A 20,358-nucleotide genomic window follows, 5' to 3' on the forward strand; every position below is an offset into this window, starting at 1 on the left:
GGGTGGGCACCCGCTCGACAGAAACGGGACTCTCCGGTGAAGAGTTTGCATCTCCGGGGGTGACGGGGCAGACTCGCCGGGTGGAATTCCTGCTCGTCGGAATCGTGTGCGCGGCCGGACTGGTGATCCCCATCGCCCTCGGGTACGTCGACCCTTCGCGTCGACGCCGGACCCGGGGTCGCTGAGCGGACGGGCCGAACCTCAGAAGTCGGGGATGTCTTCCCCTGGCCGGCCCTTGGCCCGAGCCCGCACGTCGCTGACGGCGCCGCCCAGCGACCCCGAGCGGTGGTCGATGACGTCTCGATACCCGAGGCGGGCACCTTCGCTGCGCCGCTGCGTCGCCTGGGTGACGGGCCGCACTTCGCCTGCCAGGCTCAGCTCGCCGACCGCGGCGATGTGACGGGGAATCGTCCATCCCTCGACCGCGCTGGCCACGGCGAGAGCGATGGCGAGGTCGGCGGCAGGTTCGGCGAATCTCACTCCGCCGACGGTCGAGACGTACACGTCTTGATCCGAGGTCTTGATCTTCATCCGCTTCTCGAGCACCGCCAGCACGGTCGCCACGCGTGCGGCGTCGACGCCGTTCACGATGCGCCGCGGGTTGCCCGACTTGCTGTCGATCGTCAGCGCCTGCACCTCGACCGGGAGTGCCCGGCGCCCCTCGAGCGCGATCGACACGCAGGTTCCCGGCTCGGTGCTGCCGTGCCCCAGGAACAGGGCGCTCGGATCGGGCACCTCGGCGATCCCGGCGCCGGTCATATCGAAGCATCCCACCTCGTCGGTCGGCCCGAAGCGGTTCTTGAGGGCGCGCACGAAGCGCAGCGACGTCTGGCGGTCGCCCTCGAACTGGCACACCACATCGACCAGGTGCTCGAGGATGCGGGGGCCCGCGATCGAGCCGTCCTTCGTGACGTGCCCGACGATGATCGTGGGGATGCCGCGGTCCTTCGCGACACGGATGAGGGTGGCTGCGACCTCGCGCACCTGTGACGGATGCCCGGCCATGCCCTCCGACAGGGCGGACGACACCGTCTGCACGGAGTCGACGATGAGCAACTCGGGTGCGACCTCGTCGACGTGACCGAGGATCGTCGCGAGATCCGTCTCGCTCGCCAGGTAGAGCTCGTCGTGGAGGGCGCCGGTGCGCTCGGCCCGCAGGCGGACCTGCGCCGTCGACTCCTCCGCGCTCGCGTACAGCACACGTCGGCCCGCGTGGGCCGAGCGGGCGGCCACCTCGAGGAGGAGCGTCGACTTGCCCACCCCCGGTTCGCCCGACAGCAGGATCGCCGCACCCGGCACGAGACCGCCGCCGAGCACCCGATCGAACTCGCTGACGCCGCTCGTGCGCCGCGGTGCGTCCGCAGTGTCGATGCGGGTGATGGGCTGCGCCGTGCGACCGGCGCCGGGGGCGACCGGCGTGATCGAGCGCAGGATGCCGGTCTGCTCCGCGGCCTCGACCACCGTGCCCCACTGCTGGCACTCGCCGCAGCGCCCGGCCCACTTGAGCGTCGTCCAGCCGCACTCGGTGCACCGGTAGGGCGCGGTCTGCGTCGGGCGTCTGGCAGCGGGCATGGCTTCAGCGTACGTCGAGGTCACGACATGACCGGGCCGGCGGGCCGGGCGTGCGGCGCGGTCAGTCAGCCGCCGCCGTCAGCGAGGCCGCCGGCGTTCACGGGCCGTGCCGATAACGCGTGTGCGCGCGACGTCCGTCGACTCGTTGCTGCAGGGCCAGACGAGCGGGGGCGGATGCCTCGGCCGCCGGCATCCGCTCATCTTGCCGTCAGTCGCGCAGCGAGTCGGCCACCTGCTTCAGGGCGTCGGCCGAGGCGTGGAACAGCTCCAGCTCGTGCGCGTCGAACTGCGTCTCGCGGATCGGCACGGCACCCGCGGCGCTGACGATCGACGGCACGGACAGCGCCACGCCGTCGACGCCGTGGAAGTCGCGCAGCACCGGCGAGACGGGCATCACCGCGCGCTCGTCGTTGAGGATCGCCTCGATGATCCGTGCACTCGACAGCCCGATCGCGTAGTTCGTCGCGCCCTTGCCCTGGATGACCTTGTAGGCCGCATCGCGGACGTCGATGGCGATCTGGTCGAGCTCCTCGACCGTCAGGCGGTCGCCGCCAGGCGTCACCCATTCCAGGATCGGGACGGTGCCGATCGTCGCCTTGGACCACAGCGGGAACTCGGTGTCGCCGTGCTCGCCGACGATGTAGGCGTGCACGCTCGATGTCGAGACGCCCGCCCGCTGGGCGAGCTTCCACCGCAGGCGCGAGGTGTCGAGCACGGTGCCCGACGCGAAGATGCGCTCCGACGGAAGCCCGGTGTCCTCCTGGGCGAGCACGGTCAGCACATCGCACGGATTGGTCACGATGACGTAGATGGCGTCCGGCGCCGCGCTGAGCAGCTGCGGCATCATCTTCTTCATGATCCCGGCGTTGACGCCGGCCAGCTCGATGCGCGTCTGACCAGGGTCCTGCTTGGCGCCCGCCGTGATGACGACCACGTGCGAGCCCTCGACGACCGACAGGTCGCTGCCGCCGACGATGTCGCTCGTGCCGGTGAACTGCGTGCCGTGCGCGAGGTCGAGCACCTCGGCTTCCACCTTCTGAGTGGCGATGTCGTAGAGCGCGACGTGCCGCGCGGAGCCCCGGATCAGCGCGGCGTACGCGGCGCTCGAGCCGACGCTGCCGGCTCCGACGATGGTGACTTTCGAGTTCTCGATGACGGCCATGCCGCCAGTCTTGCAGGGGGCGGCGCCCAGACCCAGCCTCGCCGCCGGGTGGCGGCATCCGTCATGCGTCAGGGTGAGGGAGAAGCGGCGGGAGTGCGAGCCGGATTGCGGATGCCGAGGAACGACGTGACGCCTCCGGCGATCATGAGCGTCGCCGTGACGAGGGCCGCGCGGTGGAATCCCTCGAGGTCGAGGCTGCCGCCGACGATCGTGGCGAGCAGGGCGACCGCGATGAGTCCGGCGACGCGCGCGACGGCGTTGTTGACCGCCGACGCGATGCCCGAACGCTCCGGCTCGATCGCGCCGAGGATCGCGGAGGTCAGCGGCGCGACGGTGAGCGCGAGGCCCGCACCCATCACGATCATGCTCGGCAGGATCTGCCACCAATACGAGAACTCTTCGGACGTCGTGAGGAGCAGGAGTGCGCCGATGCCCATGGTGATCGGGCCGACCGTCATGAAGAACCGCGGACCCCATCTGCCGCTGAGCGCGCCGACGCGGGAGCTGAACAGGATCATCAGGATCGTCATGGGAAGGCTCGCGAGTCCGGCGAAGGTGGCTTTCAGCGCGGCGCCTTCCTGCAGGTACACGACCACGACGAGGCCGTTGAGGGCGAGCGCCCCGTAGATGAACGCGGTCGCCACGTTGCCCGTCCAGAAGTTGCGCACCCGGAACAGGTCGAGTGGCAGGATCGGGTGCCGCGTGGTGCGCTGACGGAGGATGAAGGCCGCGAACATGCCGGCGCCGAGCACGAGCGTCAGCCAGATGACGGGCGAGCCCCAGCCGAGGTTGGGCTGCTCGATGAGGGCGTAGACCATCCCGCCGAGACCAAGTGTGCACAGGGCCGCGCCGATCCAGTCGATCGAGGCGTCGGGATGCCGCGAATCGCGGAAGCCGCCGCGCGCCAGCAGCACGAGGGTGACGGTGATCGGCACCACGTTGATGAGGAACGCGAGTCGCCAGGAGACCAGGTCGACGAGGATGCCGCCGATGAGCGGTCCGACGATCATCGCGGATGTCGTCATCGCGGTCCAGATGCCGATCGCGCGACTCTGCGCGGCGCCGCTGAAGTTGGAGGTGATGAGCGCCAGCGAACTCGGGACGAGGAACGCGCCGGCCGCGCCCTGGACAGCGCGCGCGACGATGAGGAACTCGGCGGTCGGTGCGGCCGCGATGGCGATGGACGCGATGCCGAAGCCGATGAGTCCGATGCGGAGGACGAGGACGCGGCCGTACGCATCGCTGACCGAGCCGGCGACGAGGATGAGTGCGCCCAGCGTGATGAGGTACGCGTCGACGACCCACTGCTGCGTCGTGATGCCGCCGCCGAGCTCGGCGCTGATCGAGGGAAGGGCGACATTGACGATCGTGCCGTCGAGGAAGGCCACGAAGGATCCGAGCACCGCGATCCACAGCACCGCACGCTGGACGGTGCTCATGCCGCTGTTCGGCGCGGATGCGGGTCTCGCCGCGTCGGAAGCAGGCTGATGATCGGTCACCAGCCCACGCTAGACCCGGTGGACGACACCGAGGGCGGCATCGCGGGATGCGGGCTATCGGCGGGCGACAGCCCCGCCCTACGATGGCGACAGCGCCGCGCCGCGGTGTCGACGGACGACCCGGGGAGCTGCGATGTGCCGCTGGCTGGCTTACACGGGGGAGCCGCTGCAGCCGGCGGCCCTCATCCTCGACGCGCAGCACTCGGTCGTCGCGATGGCGGAGAACTCGCCGCTCGGCGCCGAGACGGTGAACGGTGACGGCTTCGGGTTCGGGTGGTATCCCGTCGCGAATACGGATGCCGCGGGGCCGCGGCATCCGTCGGTCTTCCGCAGTATCGAGCCGGCGTGGAACGACCAGAACCTCCGCGAGATCAGCCGGGCGGTCGTGAGCCCGCTGTTCTTCGCGCACGTGCGCGCGGCCGCGGGGCCGCCGATCCAGCAGACGAACTGCCACCCGTTCCGTCACGACAACTGGCTGTTCATGCACAACGGCGCGATCTCGCAGTTCGGCCTGATCAAGCGCGAGCTGGCGCTCGCCGTCGACCCGTCGCTGTATCCGCTCATGCAGGGGACGACCGACAGCGAGGTGCTCTTCCACCTTGCGCTGACCCTCGGTCTCGCGGACGACCCGATCGGTGCGGTCCGGGCCGCCATCCGCCGCGTGGAGGAGGCCGGCCACGCCGCCGGCGTGCAGTTCCCGATGCAGGGCACGCTCGCGGTGTCGGACGGCGAGACGGTGTGGGCTTTCCGGTACTCGTCGCAGGGGCGGTCGCGCTCGCTGTTCCACTCGGCGGACGTCCCCACGATCCGGGCGATGTACCCGGACGCCGACCGGCTCTCGCTCTTCGGCGATCACGCGCAGGTCGTCGTGTCGGAGCCGCTGAACGACCTGCCCGGCGTGTTCCGCGAGGTTCCGGAGTCGACCGTCGCCGTCTTGGACCCGGAGGGCTATCACCACGAGGCGTTCCTCGACGCGTGAACCGCGGACGGCTAGCCTGACCGTGCAGCGGACCGAGCCGCGCGGACGGAGCATGCCGATGGACTACGGGCTTCACATCGCAGATTTCACGTGGCGCAGCGGCGCCGCCCAGCTGGGGCCCGCGCTCGCGCAGCACGTACGCAACGCCGAGGCCGCCGGCATCCGTCGCATCACCGTGATGGACCACTTTTGGCAGCTGCCGGGTCTCGGTCCGGTCGAGCACGAGATGCTCGAGGCGTACGCGACGCTCGGGTTCATCGCGGCCCACACCGAGAAGGCGATGCTGCACGCCCTGGTGTCAGGAGTGATCTATCGCCACCCGTCGCTGCTGGCGAAGCAGGTGACCACCCTCAACGTGCTGTCGGGCGGTCGCGTCGGCCTCGGGATCGGAGCCGCCTGGAACGAGCAGGAGTGCCGCGGGCTCGGCTTCCCGTTCCCGCCGGTCGCCCGGCGCTTCCGCGAGCTGGAGGAGACGCTGCAGATCTGCCTGCAGATGTGGTCGGACTCGGAGGAACCGTTCGAGGGAGCGATCTGGCAGCTGGAGCGCACGCTGGACTCGCCGCAGAGCATCAGCCGTCCGCATCCGTATCTGCTGATCGGCGGGGGTGGCGAGAAGAAGACGCTCCGCCTGGTGGCGCAGTACGCGGATGCCTGCAACCTCGGTGTGAGCGGCGGCAACCTGCCCACGCACAAGCTCGACGTGCTGCGCGGCCACTGCGACGACGTGGGCCGCGACTACGACGACATCGAGAAGACCGCGATGATCGCGATCACCCCCGAGTCGACCTCGACCGATGTGGCGGCGCTCGCCGAGTCGCTCGCGGGCGTCGGCTTCACCGCGACGTATGTCTACGCGGTCGGGATCGACGAGCCGGAGCGGGTCGTCGACGTGATCCGCGGTGCTATCGAGCGCGGCTGAACGCGGAGTCGGCGCCGATTCGCGGCATCCGTCGACGTGTCGTAAGATTGTCGGCGGTGACGTGTCCGAGCGGCCGAAGGTGCAACTCTCGAAAAGTTGTGTAGGGTAACCCCCTACCGTGGGTTCAAATCCCACCGTCACCGCCAGAAAAACCCCTGATAATCAGGGGTTTTTCCATTACCGCAACCACAGAATGCCCACACCGCGCCCACATTCGGCCCCGATTCCACCGCCTGAGAGGCGAGCGCCCGCGGCGAGGTGCTGGACTTCATCGAACGGATCTTCCGCCTCAGTCCGCGGAATTCCGCGAGTCTGAGGTCATGCCGCTGATGGAATGCGCGCACGGGCGGCTGTAACCCGCCGTCCCTACCGTGGGCATGTTGCCCACCGGAGACCGAGCTTTCAAATTTGTCCGTCTCCGCGCTTTGGGTCACACTCAGGGACCGTTCGCGCGGTCAGGTCAAGCTGATGACCGTCCTGCCAATCTCCCGTCTATCCTCTCCGCCGAGCGGCGAGTCGGTCGGTCAGTCACACTGCGTCAGCGTCATGTGCCGTCGAACAGGGCGAGCATGGCGCGCTTGTCGACCTTGCCGGTGGCATTCACCGGGATCGCCTCGACGACGACCACCAGCTCGGGTGTCTTCTGTTTCGCGACGCCGCGGCTGGTCATGAAGTCCGCGAGCGCCGCGGGGGTAACGTCCTCGTCGCCCACCATGACGGCGCCGATGCGTTCACCGAGCCGCCCACCGGGAACCGCGATGACCGCGATCGCCTCGATACGAGGATGGGCGCGCAAGTGCTCCTCGATCTCGCGCACGCTGAACTTCTCGCCGCCGCGATTGATGATGTCCTTGGTCCGGCCGCTGATGCGCACGTACCCGTCGGCTCCAAGGAACCCGACATCACCCGTCGTGAACCAGCCATCCTCGCTGATCGCCCCCATAGCAGTGTCCGCCCCCACATAGCCCAACATCATCTCCGGTCCGCGGAGGAGCAGGTTCCCCTCGTCGCCGGGTTGGAGATCGCGGCCGTCGTCGTCGACGACGCGCAGCTCCACACCCGGGGCGAGCCGGCCGTCCGTCTCGGCCCGTGCCCACAGCGGGTCGAGTTCGCTTGAGAGCGTCGAGGTGGGCAGCTCGGTCATCCCCCATGCCCGATACGCCGCGATACCCAGACCGTCCGCATCCCGGATCAGCTCGGATGGCACGGCCGCGCCGCCGCAGCAATACTGGCGAAGACTCGACGTTGTGCGGCCGGCTGCTGCGTACGCCGCGAGCAGTTCACGAAGGAACGGCGTCGCGCCGGCCATATAGGTGCCGCCGTGACGTTCGATGAGTTCGACGGCCTCGGCGGCGTCCCATCGGTCCATCAGGATCGATGCGCCGCCTACGCGCGTCGGGATGAGGAATCCCTGCAGCAGGCCGGTGATGTGGGTCATGGGGGAGGCCATGAACATGCGGTCGTGGTAGGTGATGCCCCACTCCGTGACGCAGGAACGCAATTCGTGCATGAGTCCGGCGGTGGAGTGCACCGCTCCTTTCGGCGCCGCCTCGGTCCCCGAGGTGTAGAGGATGAGCGAGGGGGCGTCTGCCGGGGCAGGCTCGACGGTCGGCGGCAGCGCTCCCGATCCTTCACCCTCAGCGTCGAGCCAGCCCGCGTGGGCCCCTTCTGCGAGGAGACGCACGCGAGGCTCGTGCCCGACCGTGGCGAGCACCGCGTCGAACTCCTCCGGAAGGCGTCGCCCTCGTACCAGCGCGTTCGTGATCACGGCGACAGGACGGGACTGCTCGACCACCGCGGCCAGCTCGCGGGCGCCGTAGATCGGGACGATCGGGCTGCTGACCGCGCCGATGCGCCAGATCGCCGAGGCCACCCATACCGCTTCGGCGTCCGTCGGCAGCATCCAGCAGACCGTGTCTCCGCTGCGCACGCCGTGGGCGACCAGGGTGCGCGCGACCGCCAACGCGCGCTGCTGCAGCTCCCCGTAGGTGAACTGTCGCGTCCGGGTGAGCACCGCGATCCGGTCGGGCATGGTCCGGGCGCGGTCTTCGAGCATCCAGCCGAGCCGCTCGTCGGTGTGGAATCCGTGCGAGCGCCAGGTCTCTTCGATCGCTCGTCGCGATGTGGTGGAGAGCTGCCTGGCTTCGGGGGTTTCGGTCGTCATCGTCCGTCCTCAACGGTGAAAGGGGGTGAGGTTGCAAATCCTCTAATCTTTATATAGTTTAAAACCGCTTCCCGTCATCGTCGACTTCGAGGTGGAACCCGAATACATGGACCAGTTCATCCAGTCGATTCTGCTGCCCGGGCTTTCTCAGGGGGCGATATACGGCCTGATCGCCGTCGCATTCGCGGTGCTCCATCTGACGACAGGTGTCATCAACTTCGGCCATGGCCAGCTCGTCGTGCTCGCTCCCATCGTCATCCTGCTGAGCGCGGCAGCGGGCGTGCCGGTGTGGCTCGCTTTCCTCCTCGGGTTCGCAGCCCTGCTCATCGCGGCGCTCGTCACGGAAGTCGTCGCGATCCGGCCGTTCGTCCAGTCGGGCTCCGCGGTCTCGTGGATCCTCTCCACTTTCGGCGTCAGCATCGTGCTGACCGAGATCCTCGCCATTCCGGCGGGCGGAGAGGCGACGTACTTCCCATTCGGCATCCCGTCCACGCCCTTCACCTTCCTCGGCTTCCGCGTCTCCTGGGCGGAACTGGCGACCCTGCCCGTGCTGCTGCTCGTCGCGGCGGCCCTGCTTATCTTCTATCGCCGGACCCGCGTGGGCCGCGAGCTCCGCGCCGTCGGGCAAGATGTGCGCGGTGCGGAGGCGTTGGGTATCTCGAGGGCACGTGCGTCGCAGATCACCGTGCTCATCTCGGCCGTCATCGCGGCGATCACCGGATACCTCGTGGCGTCCTCGCAGATCCTCATGCCCAACCTCGGTATCTTCTTCCTGTTCTACGGCTTCGTGGCCGTCTCTATGGGCGGGATGAACAGCGTCCCGGGTGCTGTCATCGGCGGCGTGGTGGTCGGGCTGGTGAGCCAGGGCGCCGCCGTCTACATGGGGCCGCTCTACGGCAACCTCGCAGTCTTCGTGCTGCTCGTCCTCGTCTATGTCGTCAGGCCGCACGGGATCTTCGGCTCGCGGCCGGTCCGGGAGGTCTGAAATGGCGCGTCTCCAAGAGAACCTCCGCACCGGCAGTTACGCAGTGCAGGATGCCGTCAACCGCGGCCTCGATCGCGTGCTCGATCGACTGCCGGCGCCGCTTCGCCGGGTCGCGGTGATGCCATCGGTCCAGGGGCTCGTGATGGTCATCGTGGCACTCGCGATCCTGCTCATCACCGGTCCGATGTCGTACCCCGCGTACGTGGTGCTGCTCATCTGCGTCTACCTCGTGTCGGTGTACGGCGTGAACGTGACGATCGGCTTCTCGGGCGTGCTCTCGCTCGGGCAGGGCGCGGCATTCGCGGTGGGCGCGTACGTCGCCGGCATCCTTGCGGGCACCTACATGTGGCCGATCTGGCTCACCCTGCCCCTCGCACTGCTGAGCGGCGTTGCCGTCGGTGCGCTGGTCGGCCTGCCTGCCGGCCGCCTCGCGGCGCTCGGCCTCGCGATGCTCTCGCTCGGAACGGTGCTGGTCGTCTCCGACATGCTCGTCGCGCTGGACGACCTTACGCGCGGCCATGGGGGCATCTCCGGGATCACTCCGTTCCTTTCGTTCGACCCCAGCAGCTACGTGCTGTGGGAGTGGTTCGTGCCGCTCGTCATCATCGGCATCGCGTTCCTCGCGTTCTGGTTCCACGCCCGCTATCGCACGAGCCGCATCGGTCGCGCGACCGCGGCCGTCCGCGATGAGCCCATCGGCGCATCCGCTCTCGGCATCGGCGGCTACGTCACGAAGGTGGCCGCGTTCGCCGTGGGCTCGGGTCTGGGCGGATTGGCGGGCGCGCTGTTCGCCTACCTGTCGGTGTACATCTCACCCGACGCGTTCCTGCCGTCGCTGTCGATCCTCTTCCTCGTGATGGCGGTGCTGGGCGGTCTGGGATCTCAGCTCGGTCCGCTGGTCGGTGTCATCATCCTGGTGATCGTGCCGCTGATGCTGGCGCCTTACCCGCACGTGAACATCATCGTCTACGGCGTACTGCTCGTCCTCCTCATGCGCCTGCGTCCGCGCGGGCTCTTCAGCCGCACCGCTGCGGCGGCCGACCCGGTCAGAACATCGCTCCGGCTCGACGGCACCACCGATGGCCCCAAGGCTGCGGCATCCCTCGCCGAACCCGTGCCCGCGGCATCCGTCACAGCCGAACCCGAACCCGAGCCTGCGGCCGCGGCCGCTCCGAAGAACGCGGTGTTGAGTGTCGACGAGGTCAGGCGGAGCTTCGGAGGTGTGAAGGCTGTCGACGGTGTGACGCTCAAGTTGCGTGAGGGCGAGATCCTCGGCCTGATCGGACCGAACGGCTCGGGCAAGACCACGATGCTCAACCTCATCGGCGGCTACTACCGCCCGTCCGCGGGCAGTGTCGCCCTCGATGGCGTCGACATCAGCCGCTCGCGCCCGCAGGAGAACGCGCGCCGCGGCATCGCCCGGACATTCCAGACACCGAAGACCTTTGCCGGGATGAGCATCGACGAGCACATCGAGATCGCGGTGCAGCGACAGCTGGACGCCTCTCCGGAGCGGGTTGCGGCATGCCGCACCGCCGCGCTCGCCCTCCTGGAGGCGGGCGGCCTGAAACCGGACGACCTGAAGATGGGACGCCGCGAGAGCCGGTTCCTCGGCCACGGACAGCTGAGGTTCCTCGAGGCTGCAATGGCGGTGGCGCGATGCCCCAAGGTACTGCTGCTCGACGAGCCGGCAGCCGGGCTGTCCGCCTCCGAGATCGACGCGCTGGAGACCATCGTGAAGGAGGTCGCGCGCGCTGGCGTCGCAGTGATCATCGTCGAGCACCACCTGGAGATGGTCAGCCGCCTGGTCGACCGCATCGTCGTGCTCGACCTCGGCCGAGTGCTGTGGGAAGGCCACCCCGACGATCTGCACGACGCCGAAGCGGTCCGCGCCGCATACATGGGGACGGTGTGATGGAAAGCGAACTGGTCGTCCAGAACCTAACGGTCCGATACGGCGCCGTCGTTGCCGCAGAGGGCGTGAGCTTCACCGTGAAACCCGGCGAGTGCGTCGTGCTGCTCGGCGCGAACGGAGCCGGGAAGACCTCGACGCTGCACGGCATCGGAGGGCTCACCCCGTCGGTCGGCACCGTTCGCCTCGGTGATGTGGAGCTCGGCCACCTGTCCGCGAGCAGGCGGGCACGGGCGGGACTGGGCCACGTCCTCGAAGGCCGCCATGTGTTCCCCGACATGACAGTGGCCGAGAACCTCGACGTCGCGCGACCACGATCCGGAGCGAAGCCGCCCGTCCGGCCGCTCGAGCTGTTGCCGGAACTCAAGGAGCACCTCAACCGCGCCGCCGGAAGACTCAGTGGCGGTCAGCAGCAGATGCTGGCCATCGCGCGGGCCGTCGCCGGTGCGCCCCAGGCGATCATGCTCGACGAGCCCACCAACGGGCTCGCACCGAAGCTCGTCGCACGAACGACCGAGATCATCGCGACCCTGCGCGACCTCGGCTACGCCGTCCTCGTGGTGGAACAACGCCTCGAGGTCGCGCAGAACCTCGCGGCCGACGTGCTGGTCCTGCGGCACGGTCACATCGTCCACGAGGTGAACGGCACGGATCCGGAGCTGCCGGATCTACTGCACGCCGCCTACCTGTCCTAGACGGCACCCGACAACCGAAGGAGAAACATGTTCCGCACCAAGAGAGGGCTGCTGGGAGCAGTCTTCGCGGGAGCACTGGCGCTCTCGCTCGCCGCGTGCTCGAGCGGCGCCGGAGGCGGCGCCGCGGCGCCGAGTGAGAGCACCGCCGAGCTCCCCGACAAGCTCACGATCGGGTTCGTCGGCTCGCTGACCGGTCCGCTTGCAGCATCCGGCATCAACTCCCTCGCGGGATTGAAGGCTGGCGCCGAGTACGCCGAGACGCTGCACCCGGGCATGACCATCGAGGTCGTCGAGCGCGACACGGCAGGCGAAGCCACGGCCGCCGTCGCACAGACGCGCGAACTCGCCCAGGCCGGTGCGACCGCGATCTTCTTCACGACCGAGGCATTCCCGGCCGTGCAGGACGTCCTCAACCAGGTAAAGATCCCCGGCGGCACCTCCGGCGGCATCGCCGCGGTGCTTCCCGAAGTGGGCGATTCGAATCGCTACAAGTACGCGTTCTCGACGGGCGCCGGCAACGCCGGCGAAACGGCGATCACTCCGCTGCTGGACTACGCATCGCAGTTCGGCGACAAGATCGGACTGGTCGAGGACGCGTCGGCGTTCGCCGTCGCGCAGGCGGACCTCACGGAGGAGATCGTCGCCGAGGACTACCCGGACGTCGAACTCTTCCGCGTGAGCTTCCCGGCGTCCGCGAGCGATGCGACGGCGCAGCTCAGCACACTGCAGCAGGAGGACGTCGATGCGGTCGTCATGTGGCCGTATGGCACGCCCGCGGTCACGGTGATGAGCTCGTTCGACAAGCTGGGCTGGTACCCGCCGACCGCCGGCACGCTGGGCCTCGGAACTCCGGCGATCGTGGAGGCCACGCCCGCCGAGCTGGCGGAGAATCTCGCAGCCGGACCGATGGCGAAGACCTTCCTCGACCCGGATCTCGACACCACGGGTGTCGTGTCCGAGTTCGTCACCCGCTACATGGAAGCACTCGACAAGACGGAGTTCACCCCGCTCGACACGGTCGGCGCGAACAGCTTCGACTGGTCGGTGCTCATCGCTCAGGCCGTGGCCGACACCGGTAAGACCGACGGCGATTCGATCAAGTCCTTCCTGACCTCGGGTGAGGAGTTCACCGGCGCCAACGGCGTGTACGTCTTCGGACCCGACAAGCGCATCGGCATCGACGCGAGCGAGCTGCAGCTCTACCGGTCGACCGAGCCGTGCTCGCCCGAGGGCATCTGCGTCCCCGTCGAGTAGACGACCCCGCATGAAGAAGAGGTCCCGCCTTCGGGCGGGACCTCTTCACGAGGCATCAGCGCTCCGGCAGGGGATGCCGGTAGGGCGGGCCGGCGAGAAGACCACCGTCGACGGGATACGACGCCCCCGTGCAGAACGCGGCTTCGTCGCTCGAGAGAAACCCGACGACCGCCGCGACCTCTGCCGGGTCGGCCACACGGTACAGCTGGGGAAGCCCCACGCCCGCCGAGCCGGATTCGGCACGCTTCGTCGGCGTGGCCGAGGCCCACACGGCGGTGTCCGTCGGACCCGGGTGAACGGCGTTGACACGGATGCCGAACGGGCCGCCTTCGATCGCCGCGGCCTTCATGAGACCCACCACCGCGTGCTTACTCGTGATGTACGCACCCATCCCGCCGCTGCCGCGCAGGCCGCCGGTCGAGGACGTGATCGTGATGACGCCGCCCGTGGCCTGCTCGCGCATCGCCCGCATCGCCCGGGTGGTGCCGAGCCACACTCCTCGGACGTTGACCCTCATGACCACGTCGAACGCGGTGAGCGGGTAGTCGTCCATCGGCGCGGCGGGGCCGAGGATGCCGGCGTTGAGGAAGGCGATGTCGACACGGCCATGACGAGCCATACACTCCGACACGTAGTCGTGCCCCGGCTCCGCGTCGGCGACGTCGGCCGGGAAGGGTTCGAAGGCCGGTCCGAGTTCGGCGCGCACGGAATCGAGTGCGACGTCATCCGTGTCCACGCCGACGACGGTGGCGCCCTCGGCGACGAACATCCGGGCCGCTGCCCTTCCGATGCCGTTGCCGGCGCCCGTGATGACCGCGACCCTGCGGTCGAACCGGCTCACTGCTCCTCCTCCGCGACGAGGGCGGCGGCGATGTCTTCGACCTGCCAGCCTGTCGGCGAGGCCGCGACCGTGCGCAGTGACGATCCGTACCGGCCGAGCGTCGTTCCGTCGAACCGCAGCACGGCACCGGTCATGGGGGCGCTGGCATCCGACAGCAGCGCCGTCACGACGGGGGCGACGCGCGACGGATCGGGCATCGGCGGACGGTCGGATCGATGATCGGCCTGCGACATGCGAGTGAGCCCGAGCGGTGAGATCGCATTCACCCGTATCCCGTGCGCACGGCCGGCCAGCGCCCAGTTCGCGGTCATCGCGGCGACGGCGCCTTTCGATGCGCCGTACGCGCTCATTCCGGCAATGCCGTCGCGGGCCCCCGAGACGACGGTCACCACCGAGCCGCCGCGTCCTGACTCGACCATGGCGCGCATCGCATGGCGTGCGGTGAACTGGACGCCGAGGATGTTGACCTCGGCGATGGCCCGCAGGTCGGCCTCGTTCTCGTCCCACGGGTCCGCGCTGCGCATGATCGCCGCGTTCGCCACCACGCCGTCGACGCCGCCGTACTCGCGCAGGCAGCGTTCGGTCAGGGCCCGCGCTACTGCCCAGTCGGCGACAGAACCCGTCACGGCGACGGCATGGCCGCCCGAGGCGCGGATCGCCTCGACCGTCTGCGCGGCGGCATCCCCGTCGATGTCGCCGACGACGACCGACGCGCCGGCCTCCGCGGCGGCGATCGCGTACGCACGGCCGAGCCCCTGCCCGGCACCGGTGACGATGATGCGCTTCGCCGCGAGCACGGTCAGTCGCCCCCTGCCCAGCGTGGCGCGCGCTTCTCGAGGAATGCCCGCGGACCTTCTTGGGCGTCGGGATGCGGCCAGTGATCCTGGACCGCCTTCCAGCCGGCGTCCATTTGGCGTCGCATCAGGTCGGCCTCGAAGTCGCGGATCACGGCACGGGTGGCGCGGACTGCTTCGGGAGAGCCCTCTGCGATGCGTTCGCCGAGAGCGGTCGCGTGCGCCAGCAGTATGTCGGCGGGGACGACCTCGGATACCAGCCCGGCCTCTTTCGCGCGGGCGGCGTCCAGGGTCTCGGACCGGCCGAGCAGTGCCATTCGCACGATGACGTCGCGCCGGGCCTTGAGCATGAGCTCCACCGGCTCCATGCCGCTGACCTGACCCACGGTGACGTGCGGATCCACGAATCGTGCGGTGCCGGCAGCGATGCAGAGGTCGGCATCGGCGACGAAGTGGAGACCTCCGCCGGCGCAGACCCCGTTGACCGCGACGATGACCGGCACATCCAGGTGCGGGCCGGGAACGAAGGACAGCTCCTCTGCGGCGTCGCGCCCGATGCGGGTGCGCGGCTGGGCGAGCATGGCCGCGTCCGCGCCGGCGCAGAACGCGTTGCCGGCGCCGGTGACGATCACCGACCGCACCCAGCCTGCGGCGGCCACCGTGCGCCACAGCGATCGCAGGTCGTCCATCATCGGCTCCGTCAGCGCGTTCGCCCGCGACGGCCGATTGAGCGTGACGATCAGTGAGGACCCGGCGGAGTCGAGTAGGAGGTCTTCGCTCCGGGGGAGAGCGGAGAGGCGATCATCCGTCACGGGGGGTCCTTTCGGAGGAGGCGAGTTCGGCGGCGGCTCGCCGATGGCCGGGGGCGTCGCACGCGTCGCGATATTCCGCCGCCAGACGGCGAGCCAGCTCGGCGACGGGCGGGCTGTCGTGAATCAGCTCGATCCCTTGTCCGGCCGACCATAGGTCCCGCCATGGGCGCACGTCGTCCGGTAGGTGCTCGTGGCCCCGGTTCGTGGGGTCGGGAAGTGCCTCGATGTCGATGGCGTGGTGTTCCAGCGAATCCAGCATCCAGTTGGCGGGCACACCGTTCACCTTCGCGGTGTAGCGCAGGCGCCTCGAGTCTCCGCTGACGATCCACTCCTTTTGCAGCGGGTTCGCGCGCGATTCGACGGTGGCGGCGAAGCGTGTTCCCACGAACGCCAGGTCGGCTCCGAGAACCTCCGCAGCGCGCACGGCGGCGCCGGTGGCGACGGCGCCGGCGAGCGAGATCGTGCCGTCGAACATCGACCGCAGTCTCGGGATGAGTGCGAGATGGCTGACCGTGCCGGAGTGGCCGCCGCCTCCCGCGCCGATGCAGTTGAGCCCGTCCACACCGGCGGCGATCGCCTTCTCGGCGAAGGTCACCGACGTCGCGTCGTGGTGCACGAGCAGGCCGCGCTCGTGGGCGAGTCGCGTGATGACGTCGGGCTTTCCCACCGAGGTGATGACGATGTCGACCCCGTGCCTCGCGCAGGCGTCGAGGTCCGCCGCCATCTCGTCCTCGGGGAGCGTCGTCGGGATGTTCACCGCCAGCGGCCCGGGATGGCGCCCCCGAATGTCGCTCGTCGCCTGGCCGGCGTCGCGGATGCGGCACAGCCAGTCCGCGAACTGATCGGCCGAGCGGGCATTCTGGCGTGGGAAGGCCCCGATGAACCCGCAATCGCGGGCGGCGGCGACCAGCTCGGGCCCAGAGATGAGGAACATCGGCGCGCACACGATCGGAAGCGTCAGCCGCCGCGCGATGTGATCGGGGAGTGTCATCGTTGATTGCCTCCGATAATTACATCAATCATTATAGAGATTACCGAGAGAGGCTGCCATGACCGATCAGATCCGATTCCGAGTCCGTGTCGCCGACGACGTGATGGTGCTGACCTTCGACCATCCTCCGACACGCAATGCGCTCGACCGGGCCACGCGCGCGCGCCTGGTGGAGGTGCTGCAAGAAGCGGATGCCGCACCCGACGTCCGCGCGATCGTCCTGACGGGCACCGACCCAGCCTTCTCGAGCGGCGTCGACGCGAAGCAACTCCTCGACGACCCTGACTACACGCGTCTGCCGGTCGATCCTGCCACCGCGCTGCGGGCTCTGGCGACGCCGACGATCGCCGCGGTGAACGGCTCCTGCGTGTCAGGGGGACTCGAGATCGTCCTCGCCTGCTCGATGGTCATCGCTTCCACCGAGGCGCGCTTCGCAGACACCCATGCCAAGCTCGGGCTCACTCCGGGGTGGGGTCTCAGCACTGAGCTGCCCGCCGCCGTCGGGGTGTGGCGCGCACGGCAGCTGACGCTCACCGCACAGCCCATCGATGCCCGCACCGCGTACGACTGGGGTCTCGTGAACGAGGTCGTCGACCATGGATCGCTGCAGCGCCGCGCGCTGGACCTCGCCGGGACGATCGCTCAGCTCGACGCCATGAGCGTTGGAAATGCGGTGCGGCTGTACGCCGCCGGCCAGCAGGCGTCGTTGGGCGCAGCCCGCGCCGTCGAGCGCGCCGCTCTGGGCGGCTGGGCGGTGGACCGCTCGTCGGCTCGAGCGGCGTTCGATCAGAGGGTCTCCCCGCCGTCGACGTAGATGACCTGCCCCGTGATGAACGAAGCGAGATCGCCCGCCAGGAAGGCCGCGAGCGCGCCGAGTTCGCGGACATCGCCGGCGTGATGCATGGGGATCCGCTCCCGCAGCCACGCCTGTCCCTCTTCGCTATCGTGCAGCGCCTTGGACATGTCGGTGCGGAAGTGCCCGGGTGCGATCGCGTTGACCGTCACGCCGTGCTCCGCCCATTCCTTCGCCAGCGCGCGCGTGAAGTGCATCATCGCGCCCTTGGCCACCTTGTAGGGGCCGGACAGGTTCGGCGTGCGTCCGACGGCGCTGGAGCCGATGTTGATGACACGTCCCCAGCGACGCTGCAGCATTCCGGGACCGACGAGGCGGATGAGTTGCAGGGACGCACGCACGTGGGTATCGAAGATCGCGTCCCACTCCTCGTCGGCCATTCCAACGCTCGCCGGCCCGGAACCCGGCTGCCCCACAGCGACGCCGTCGTCGACCGGCAGGGGGATGAAGGGGCGCTTCAGATTGACGCCGGCGTTGTTGACGAGGATGTCGATCCCGCCGAGTTCTGCGAGGACCGGCTCGACCGCTGCGGCCACTCCTTCGGCGTCCGTGAGGTCCGCGGGGGCGGCGACCGCATGGCCTCCGGCGGCATCGATGAGCGCGACCGTCTCGGTCACCTGCTCTGCGTGGCGGGCCAGGATGACGGTGCTCGCGCCCGCCTCTGCGAGCGACAGGGCGATGGCGCGGCCGATGCCGCGGCCGGACCCCGAGACCAGCGCGGTGCGCCCCGCCAGCGGACCGGAGGGTTCGGGCAGATCAGGCATGTTCATGCTCCCTTCGGCAGGCCGAGGACACGCTCGGCGATGATATTGCGCTGCACCTCGGAGGTGCCCCCGTAGATCGTCGCCGCCATCGACTCGAGATACTCGTCGAAGCGGTCGAGGGGAACCTCGTCCTCGTCTGCTCCGAGCTCCAGTGCGAGCGCGGCAGCGCGCTGCACGGACTCCGATCCGAAGAGCTTGAGGATGCCCGATATCGGCGAGTAGATCCCGGCTGTGCGGGCACCGACGCTGCGCATGCCGGTGAGACGGATCGCCTCGGTGTCTGCGAGCAGTCGACCCACACGCTCGTTCGCGTATGACGGCCGCGCAGGGTCGTCCAGAACCGGAGCGAGCGCGCGCTGCATCTCCAGCCAGTTGTGGACCCAGATCATGTCGCGTTCGTGCTCGAGGGCCGACACTGCGACGCGCCATCCTCCGTTCAGCTCGCCCAAGAGCTGGTCGGCGGGTACTTCGACATCGTCGAAGAACACCTCGCAGAAGGACTCGATCGACGGTCCGGCGGTGCGGATCCGTCGTACGGTGATGCCGGGCGAGTCCATGTCGACGATCAGGCAGCTGATGCCGCGGTGCTTCGGCGCGGTCGCATCCGTTCGCGCGTAGAGAGTGCACCAGCGTGATCCGTCGGCCTGCGTCGTCCACACCTTCTGGCCGTTGACGACGAACATGTCGCCGCGGCGGACGGCGGTCGTGCGCAGCGACGCGAGGTCGGAGCCCGCGTCGGGCTCCGACATCCCCAGCGCCCACCACGCCTCGCCCCGCAGCGTCGGGCGGAGATACCGCTCCTGTTGCTCCGGGGTGCCGAATGTCCGCAGTGCCGGGGCGACCACGCCGGCCGCCTGGATGTTCATTTCCCGCGGGATACGCAGCCGGGCGCCCTCGATACGGATCGTGAGCGCCTCGGTGCGCGGCAGGTCGCGCCCGCCGAGGCCGTGAGGCCATTCCGGGATGAGCCATCCCTCGTCGAACATCGCCGCCTGGAACCTCCGGCGCAGATCTTCGTCCTCGCGGTACCCCGCATAGGCGACCGCGTAATCATCGGGGAGAACGGTGTCCAGAAAGGAGCGGAACTGCGTCAGCGAATCGGTCATCGCACGGCCCCCAGTGCTTCGGCCGCAACGGCGGCATAGAGTTCCCCCGGATTCCCGAGCAGCGGGATCGTGTGCCGTGCGCGGCGAACCGCCAGCGGGCTGTCGGACTCGAAGGTCAATCCCATAGCCCCGAGCAGCTGTGTCTGCAGCGCGACGCTCTGAGCCGCGGCATCCCCCGCGGCCGCCTTCGCGAGCCGTGACAGGCGGGACCCCTCGGCGGAGTCGCGCGAGGCGCCGAGGGCCACAGCGCTGCCCAGAGCCAGGCTCCGCGCGCGCTCAACCAGGACATACGCGTCGGCGAGCTGATGTTTGACCGCCTGAAAGCTCCCGATCGAGCGCCCGAACTGCTCGCGACCGAGGGCATGGGTGATCGCCCCATCGAGAGCGCGTGCGGCGACGCCGATGAGCTCCGCAGCCACGCAGGTGCGCGGCGCGGCCACGACGACGTCGCGATGCTCGGCGCAGGCGTGTTCCCGCGAGGGGATGTCGTCGAGCGCGAGCCGTGCGAACGGGCGAGATGGGTCGACGGCGGGGATGACGTCCCGGTCGACCCCCGTGAGGGTGAAGACGCGGACCACGCTCATTCCGTCGGCGGAATCGACAGCGACGGCGATGTCGGCGTCGGTGCCGTCGAAGACATGGAGCGTTCCGCCGCGGATGCGCGCAAATGCGAGCCTCGACGAGGCGGTCGTCTCATCGAGGAGCCCCGCGGTGAGCAGCACTTGTGCGGCCATCGCATGTGTCAGCAATGGGGCTGGCAGCAGGGCTCGGCCGGCCTCTTCGAGGAGGGCCGTGAGGTCCACCAGCGTACCGAGGCCATCGAGTTCCTCGGGGAGCCCGATCAGCGTGTAGCCGTGCTCGACCAGCGGCTCCCAGAGATCCGGGCGCGGGTCGCCGTCGTACGTACGGCGAATGTCATCGGCCGAGAACAGCGCTGCGAAATGATCGCGAGCGGCCTCAACGATCGCCTGGGTCTCTTCGCGCGGGATATAGGCGTCCCAGTCGATGACGCGATCCGTCACCGTTGACGTTGCTTCGTTCACGACGGTTACCCTA

18 protein-coding genes and 1 tRNA gene are annotated in these 20,358 nt (G+C 69.1%); 8 read left to right on the plus strand and 11 right to left on the minus strand.

The window, feature by feature from the left end; translation table 11 throughout:
• Positions 1-201: 201 nt before the first annotated feature.
• From radA to NCG93_RS06110, 3 genes are all read right to left on the minus strand, one after another.
• Positions 202-1,572, minus strand: a complete 1,371-nt coding sequence (radA, locus tag NCG93_RS06100; RefSeq protein ID WP_194414821.1) for a DNA repair protein RadA — start codon at positions 1,570-1,572, stop codon at positions 202-204.
• Positions 1,573-1,780: 208 nt separating this feature from the next.
• Complete coding sequence (locus tag NCG93_RS06105; RefSeq protein ID WP_194414820.1) at positions 1,781-2,734, minus strand: L-lactate dehydrogenase; 954 nt, start codon at positions 2,732-2,734, stop codon at positions 1,781-1,783.
• A 68-nt stretch (positions 2,735-2,802) separates the two neighbouring features.
• On the minus strand, positions 2,803-4,173 hold the full coding sequence (locus tag NCG93_RS06110; protein WP_194415012.1) for an MFS transporter: 1,371 nt from the start codon (positions 4,171-4,173) through the stop codon (positions 2,803-2,805).
• A gap of 193 nt (positions 4,174-4,366) precedes the next feature.
• On the opposite strand from NCG93_RS06110, the gene NCG93_RS06115 reads away from it, so the two are divergent.
• The 3 genes from NCG93_RS06115 to NCG93_RS06125 all read left to right on the plus strand — a co-directional run bounded on the left by NCG93_RS06115 (position 4,367) and on the right by NCG93_RS06125 (position 6,277).
• Positions 4,367-5,212 carry a class II glutamine amidotransferase gene (locus NCG93_RS06115; RefSeq protein WP_194414819.1) on the plus strand — a complete coding sequence of 282 codons (846 nt, stop codon included), beginning with the start codon at positions 4,367-4,369 and terminating at the stop codon, positions 5,210-5,212.
• Between the two features lie 58 nt (positions 5,213-5,270).
• The gene (locus tag NCG93_RS06120; RefSeq protein WP_194414818.1) at positions 5,271-6,131 is read left to right on the plus strand and encodes an LLM class F420-dependent oxidoreductase; all 861 of its coding nucleotides are present in this window, start codon (positions 5,271-5,273) and stop codon (positions 6,129-6,131) included.
• Between the two features lie 55 nt (positions 6,132-6,186).
• Positions 6,187-6,277, plus strand: a tRNA-Ser gene (locus tag NCG93_RS06125).
• A gap of 398 nt (positions 6,278-6,675) precedes the next feature.
• Here NCG93_RS06125 and NCG93_RS06130 read toward each other — a convergent pair.
• Positions 6,676-8,295, minus strand: coding sequence for a class I adenylate-forming enzyme family protein (locus tag NCG93_RS06130; RefSeq protein WP_194414817.1), 1,620 nt, complete (start codon positions 8,293-8,295; stop codon positions 6,676-6,678).
• A 106-nt stretch (positions 8,296-8,401) separates the two neighbouring features.
• On the opposite strand from NCG93_RS06130, the gene NCG93_RS06135 reads away from it, so the two are divergent.
• Genes NCG93_RS06135 through NCG93_RS06150 form a run of 4 tightly spaced genes read left to right on the plus strand, consistent with a single transcriptional unit; the run spans position 8,402 to position 13,141 of the window.
• Complete coding sequence (locus NCG93_RS06135) at positions 8,402-9,280, plus strand: branched-chain amino acid ABC transporter permease (RefSeq protein ID WP_194414816.1); 879 nt, start codon at positions 8,402-8,404, stop codon at positions 9,278-9,280.
• 1 nt (position 9,281) lies between these two features.
• Entirely contained in the window at positions 9,282-11,195 is a 1,914-nt protein-coding gene (locus NCG93_RS06140; protein WP_194414815.1) for a branched-chain amino acid ABC transporter ATP-binding protein/permease, read from the plus strand.
• Positions 11,195-11,887 carry an ABC transporter ATP-binding protein gene (locus NCG93_RS06145; protein ID WP_194414814.1) on the plus strand — a complete coding sequence of 231 codons (693 nt, stop codon included), beginning with the start codon at positions 11,195-11,197 and terminating at the stop codon, positions 11,885-11,887. The genes NCG93_RS06140 and NCG93_RS06145 overlap by 1 nt, the downstream gene beginning before the upstream one ends.
• A gap of 27 nt (positions 11,888-11,914) precedes the next feature.
• Positions 11,915-13,141: an ABC transporter substrate-binding protein gene (locus NCG93_RS06150; RefSeq protein ID WP_194414813.1), complete on the plus strand. Its 1,227-nt coding sequence runs from the start codon at positions 11,915-11,917 to the stop codon at positions 13,139-13,141.
• 55 nt (positions 13,142-13,196) lie between these two features.
• Here NCG93_RS06150 and NCG93_RS06155 read toward each other — a convergent pair whose 3' ends face one another.
• From NCG93_RS06155 to NCG93_RS06170, 4 genes are read right to left on the minus strand one after another with little or no spacing between them, the layout of a single operon-like run.
• Positions 13,197-13,982, minus strand: a complete 786-nt coding sequence (locus NCG93_RS06155; RefSeq protein WP_194414812.1) for an SDR family NAD(P)-dependent oxidoreductase — start codon at positions 13,980-13,982, stop codon at positions 13,197-13,199.
• Positions 13,979-14,779, minus strand: coding sequence for an SDR family NAD(P)-dependent oxidoreductase (locus NCG93_RS06160; protein ID WP_194414811.1), 801 nt, complete (start codon positions 14,777-14,779; stop codon positions 13,979-13,981). Before NCG93_RS06160 ends, NCG93_RS06155 begins: the two co-directional genes overlap by 4 nt.
• Before the next feature lie 2 nt (positions 14,780-14,781).
• Complete coding sequence (locus tag NCG93_RS06165) at positions 14,782-15,588, minus strand: enoyl-CoA hydratase/isomerase family protein (protein ID WP_194414810.1); 807 nt, start codon at positions 15,586-15,588, stop codon at positions 14,782-14,784.
• Complete coding sequence (locus NCG93_RS06170; RefSeq protein WP_194414809.1) at positions 15,578-16,579, minus strand: NAD(P)H-dependent flavin oxidoreductase; 1,002 nt, start codon at positions 16,577-16,579, stop codon at positions 15,578-15,580. The genes NCG93_RS06165 and NCG93_RS06170 overlap by 11 nt, the downstream gene beginning before the upstream one ends.
• Positions 16,580-16,637: 58 nt before the next feature.
• On the opposite strand from NCG93_RS06170, the gene NCG93_RS06175 reads away from it, so the two are divergent.
• Positions 16,638-17,393, plus strand: coding sequence for an enoyl-CoA hydratase-related protein (locus NCG93_RS06175; RefSeq protein ID WP_194414808.1), 756 nt, complete (start codon positions 16,638-16,640; stop codon positions 17,391-17,393).
• Here the strand turns inward: NCG93_RS06175 and NCG93_RS06180 are convergent.
• Genes NCG93_RS06180 through NCG93_RS20315 form a run of 3 tightly spaced genes read right to left on the minus strand, consistent with a single transcriptional unit; the run spans position 17,366 to position 20,345 of the window.
• The gene (locus NCG93_RS06180; RefSeq protein ID WP_194414807.1) at positions 17,366-18,196 is read right to left on the minus strand and encodes an SDR family NAD(P)-dependent oxidoreductase; all 831 of its coding nucleotides are present in this window, start codon (positions 18,194-18,196) and stop codon (positions 17,366-17,368) included. The genes NCG93_RS06175 and NCG93_RS06180 overlap by 28 nt on opposite strands.
• Before the next feature lie 2 nt (positions 18,197-18,198).
• Positions 18,199-19,302 (minus strand): acyl-CoA dehydrogenase family protein, encoded by a 1,104-nt coding sequence (locus tag NCG93_RS06185; protein ID WP_194414806.1) that lies wholly within the window; start codon positions 19,300-19,302, stop codon positions 18,199-18,201.
• Complete coding sequence (locus NCG93_RS20315; RefSeq protein ID WP_194414805.1) at positions 19,299-20,345, minus strand: acyl-CoA dehydrogenase family protein; 1,047 nt, start codon at positions 20,343-20,345, stop codon at positions 19,299-19,301. Before NCG93_RS20315 ends, NCG93_RS06185 begins: the two co-directional genes overlap by 4 nt.
• Between the last annotated feature and the right edge of the window lie 13 nt (positions 20,346-20,358).

This window comes from Microbacterium yannicii (assembly GCF_024055635.1).
GTDB lineage: Bacteria > Actinomycetota > Actinomycetes > Actinomycetales > Microbacteriaceae > Microbacterium > Microbacterium yannicii.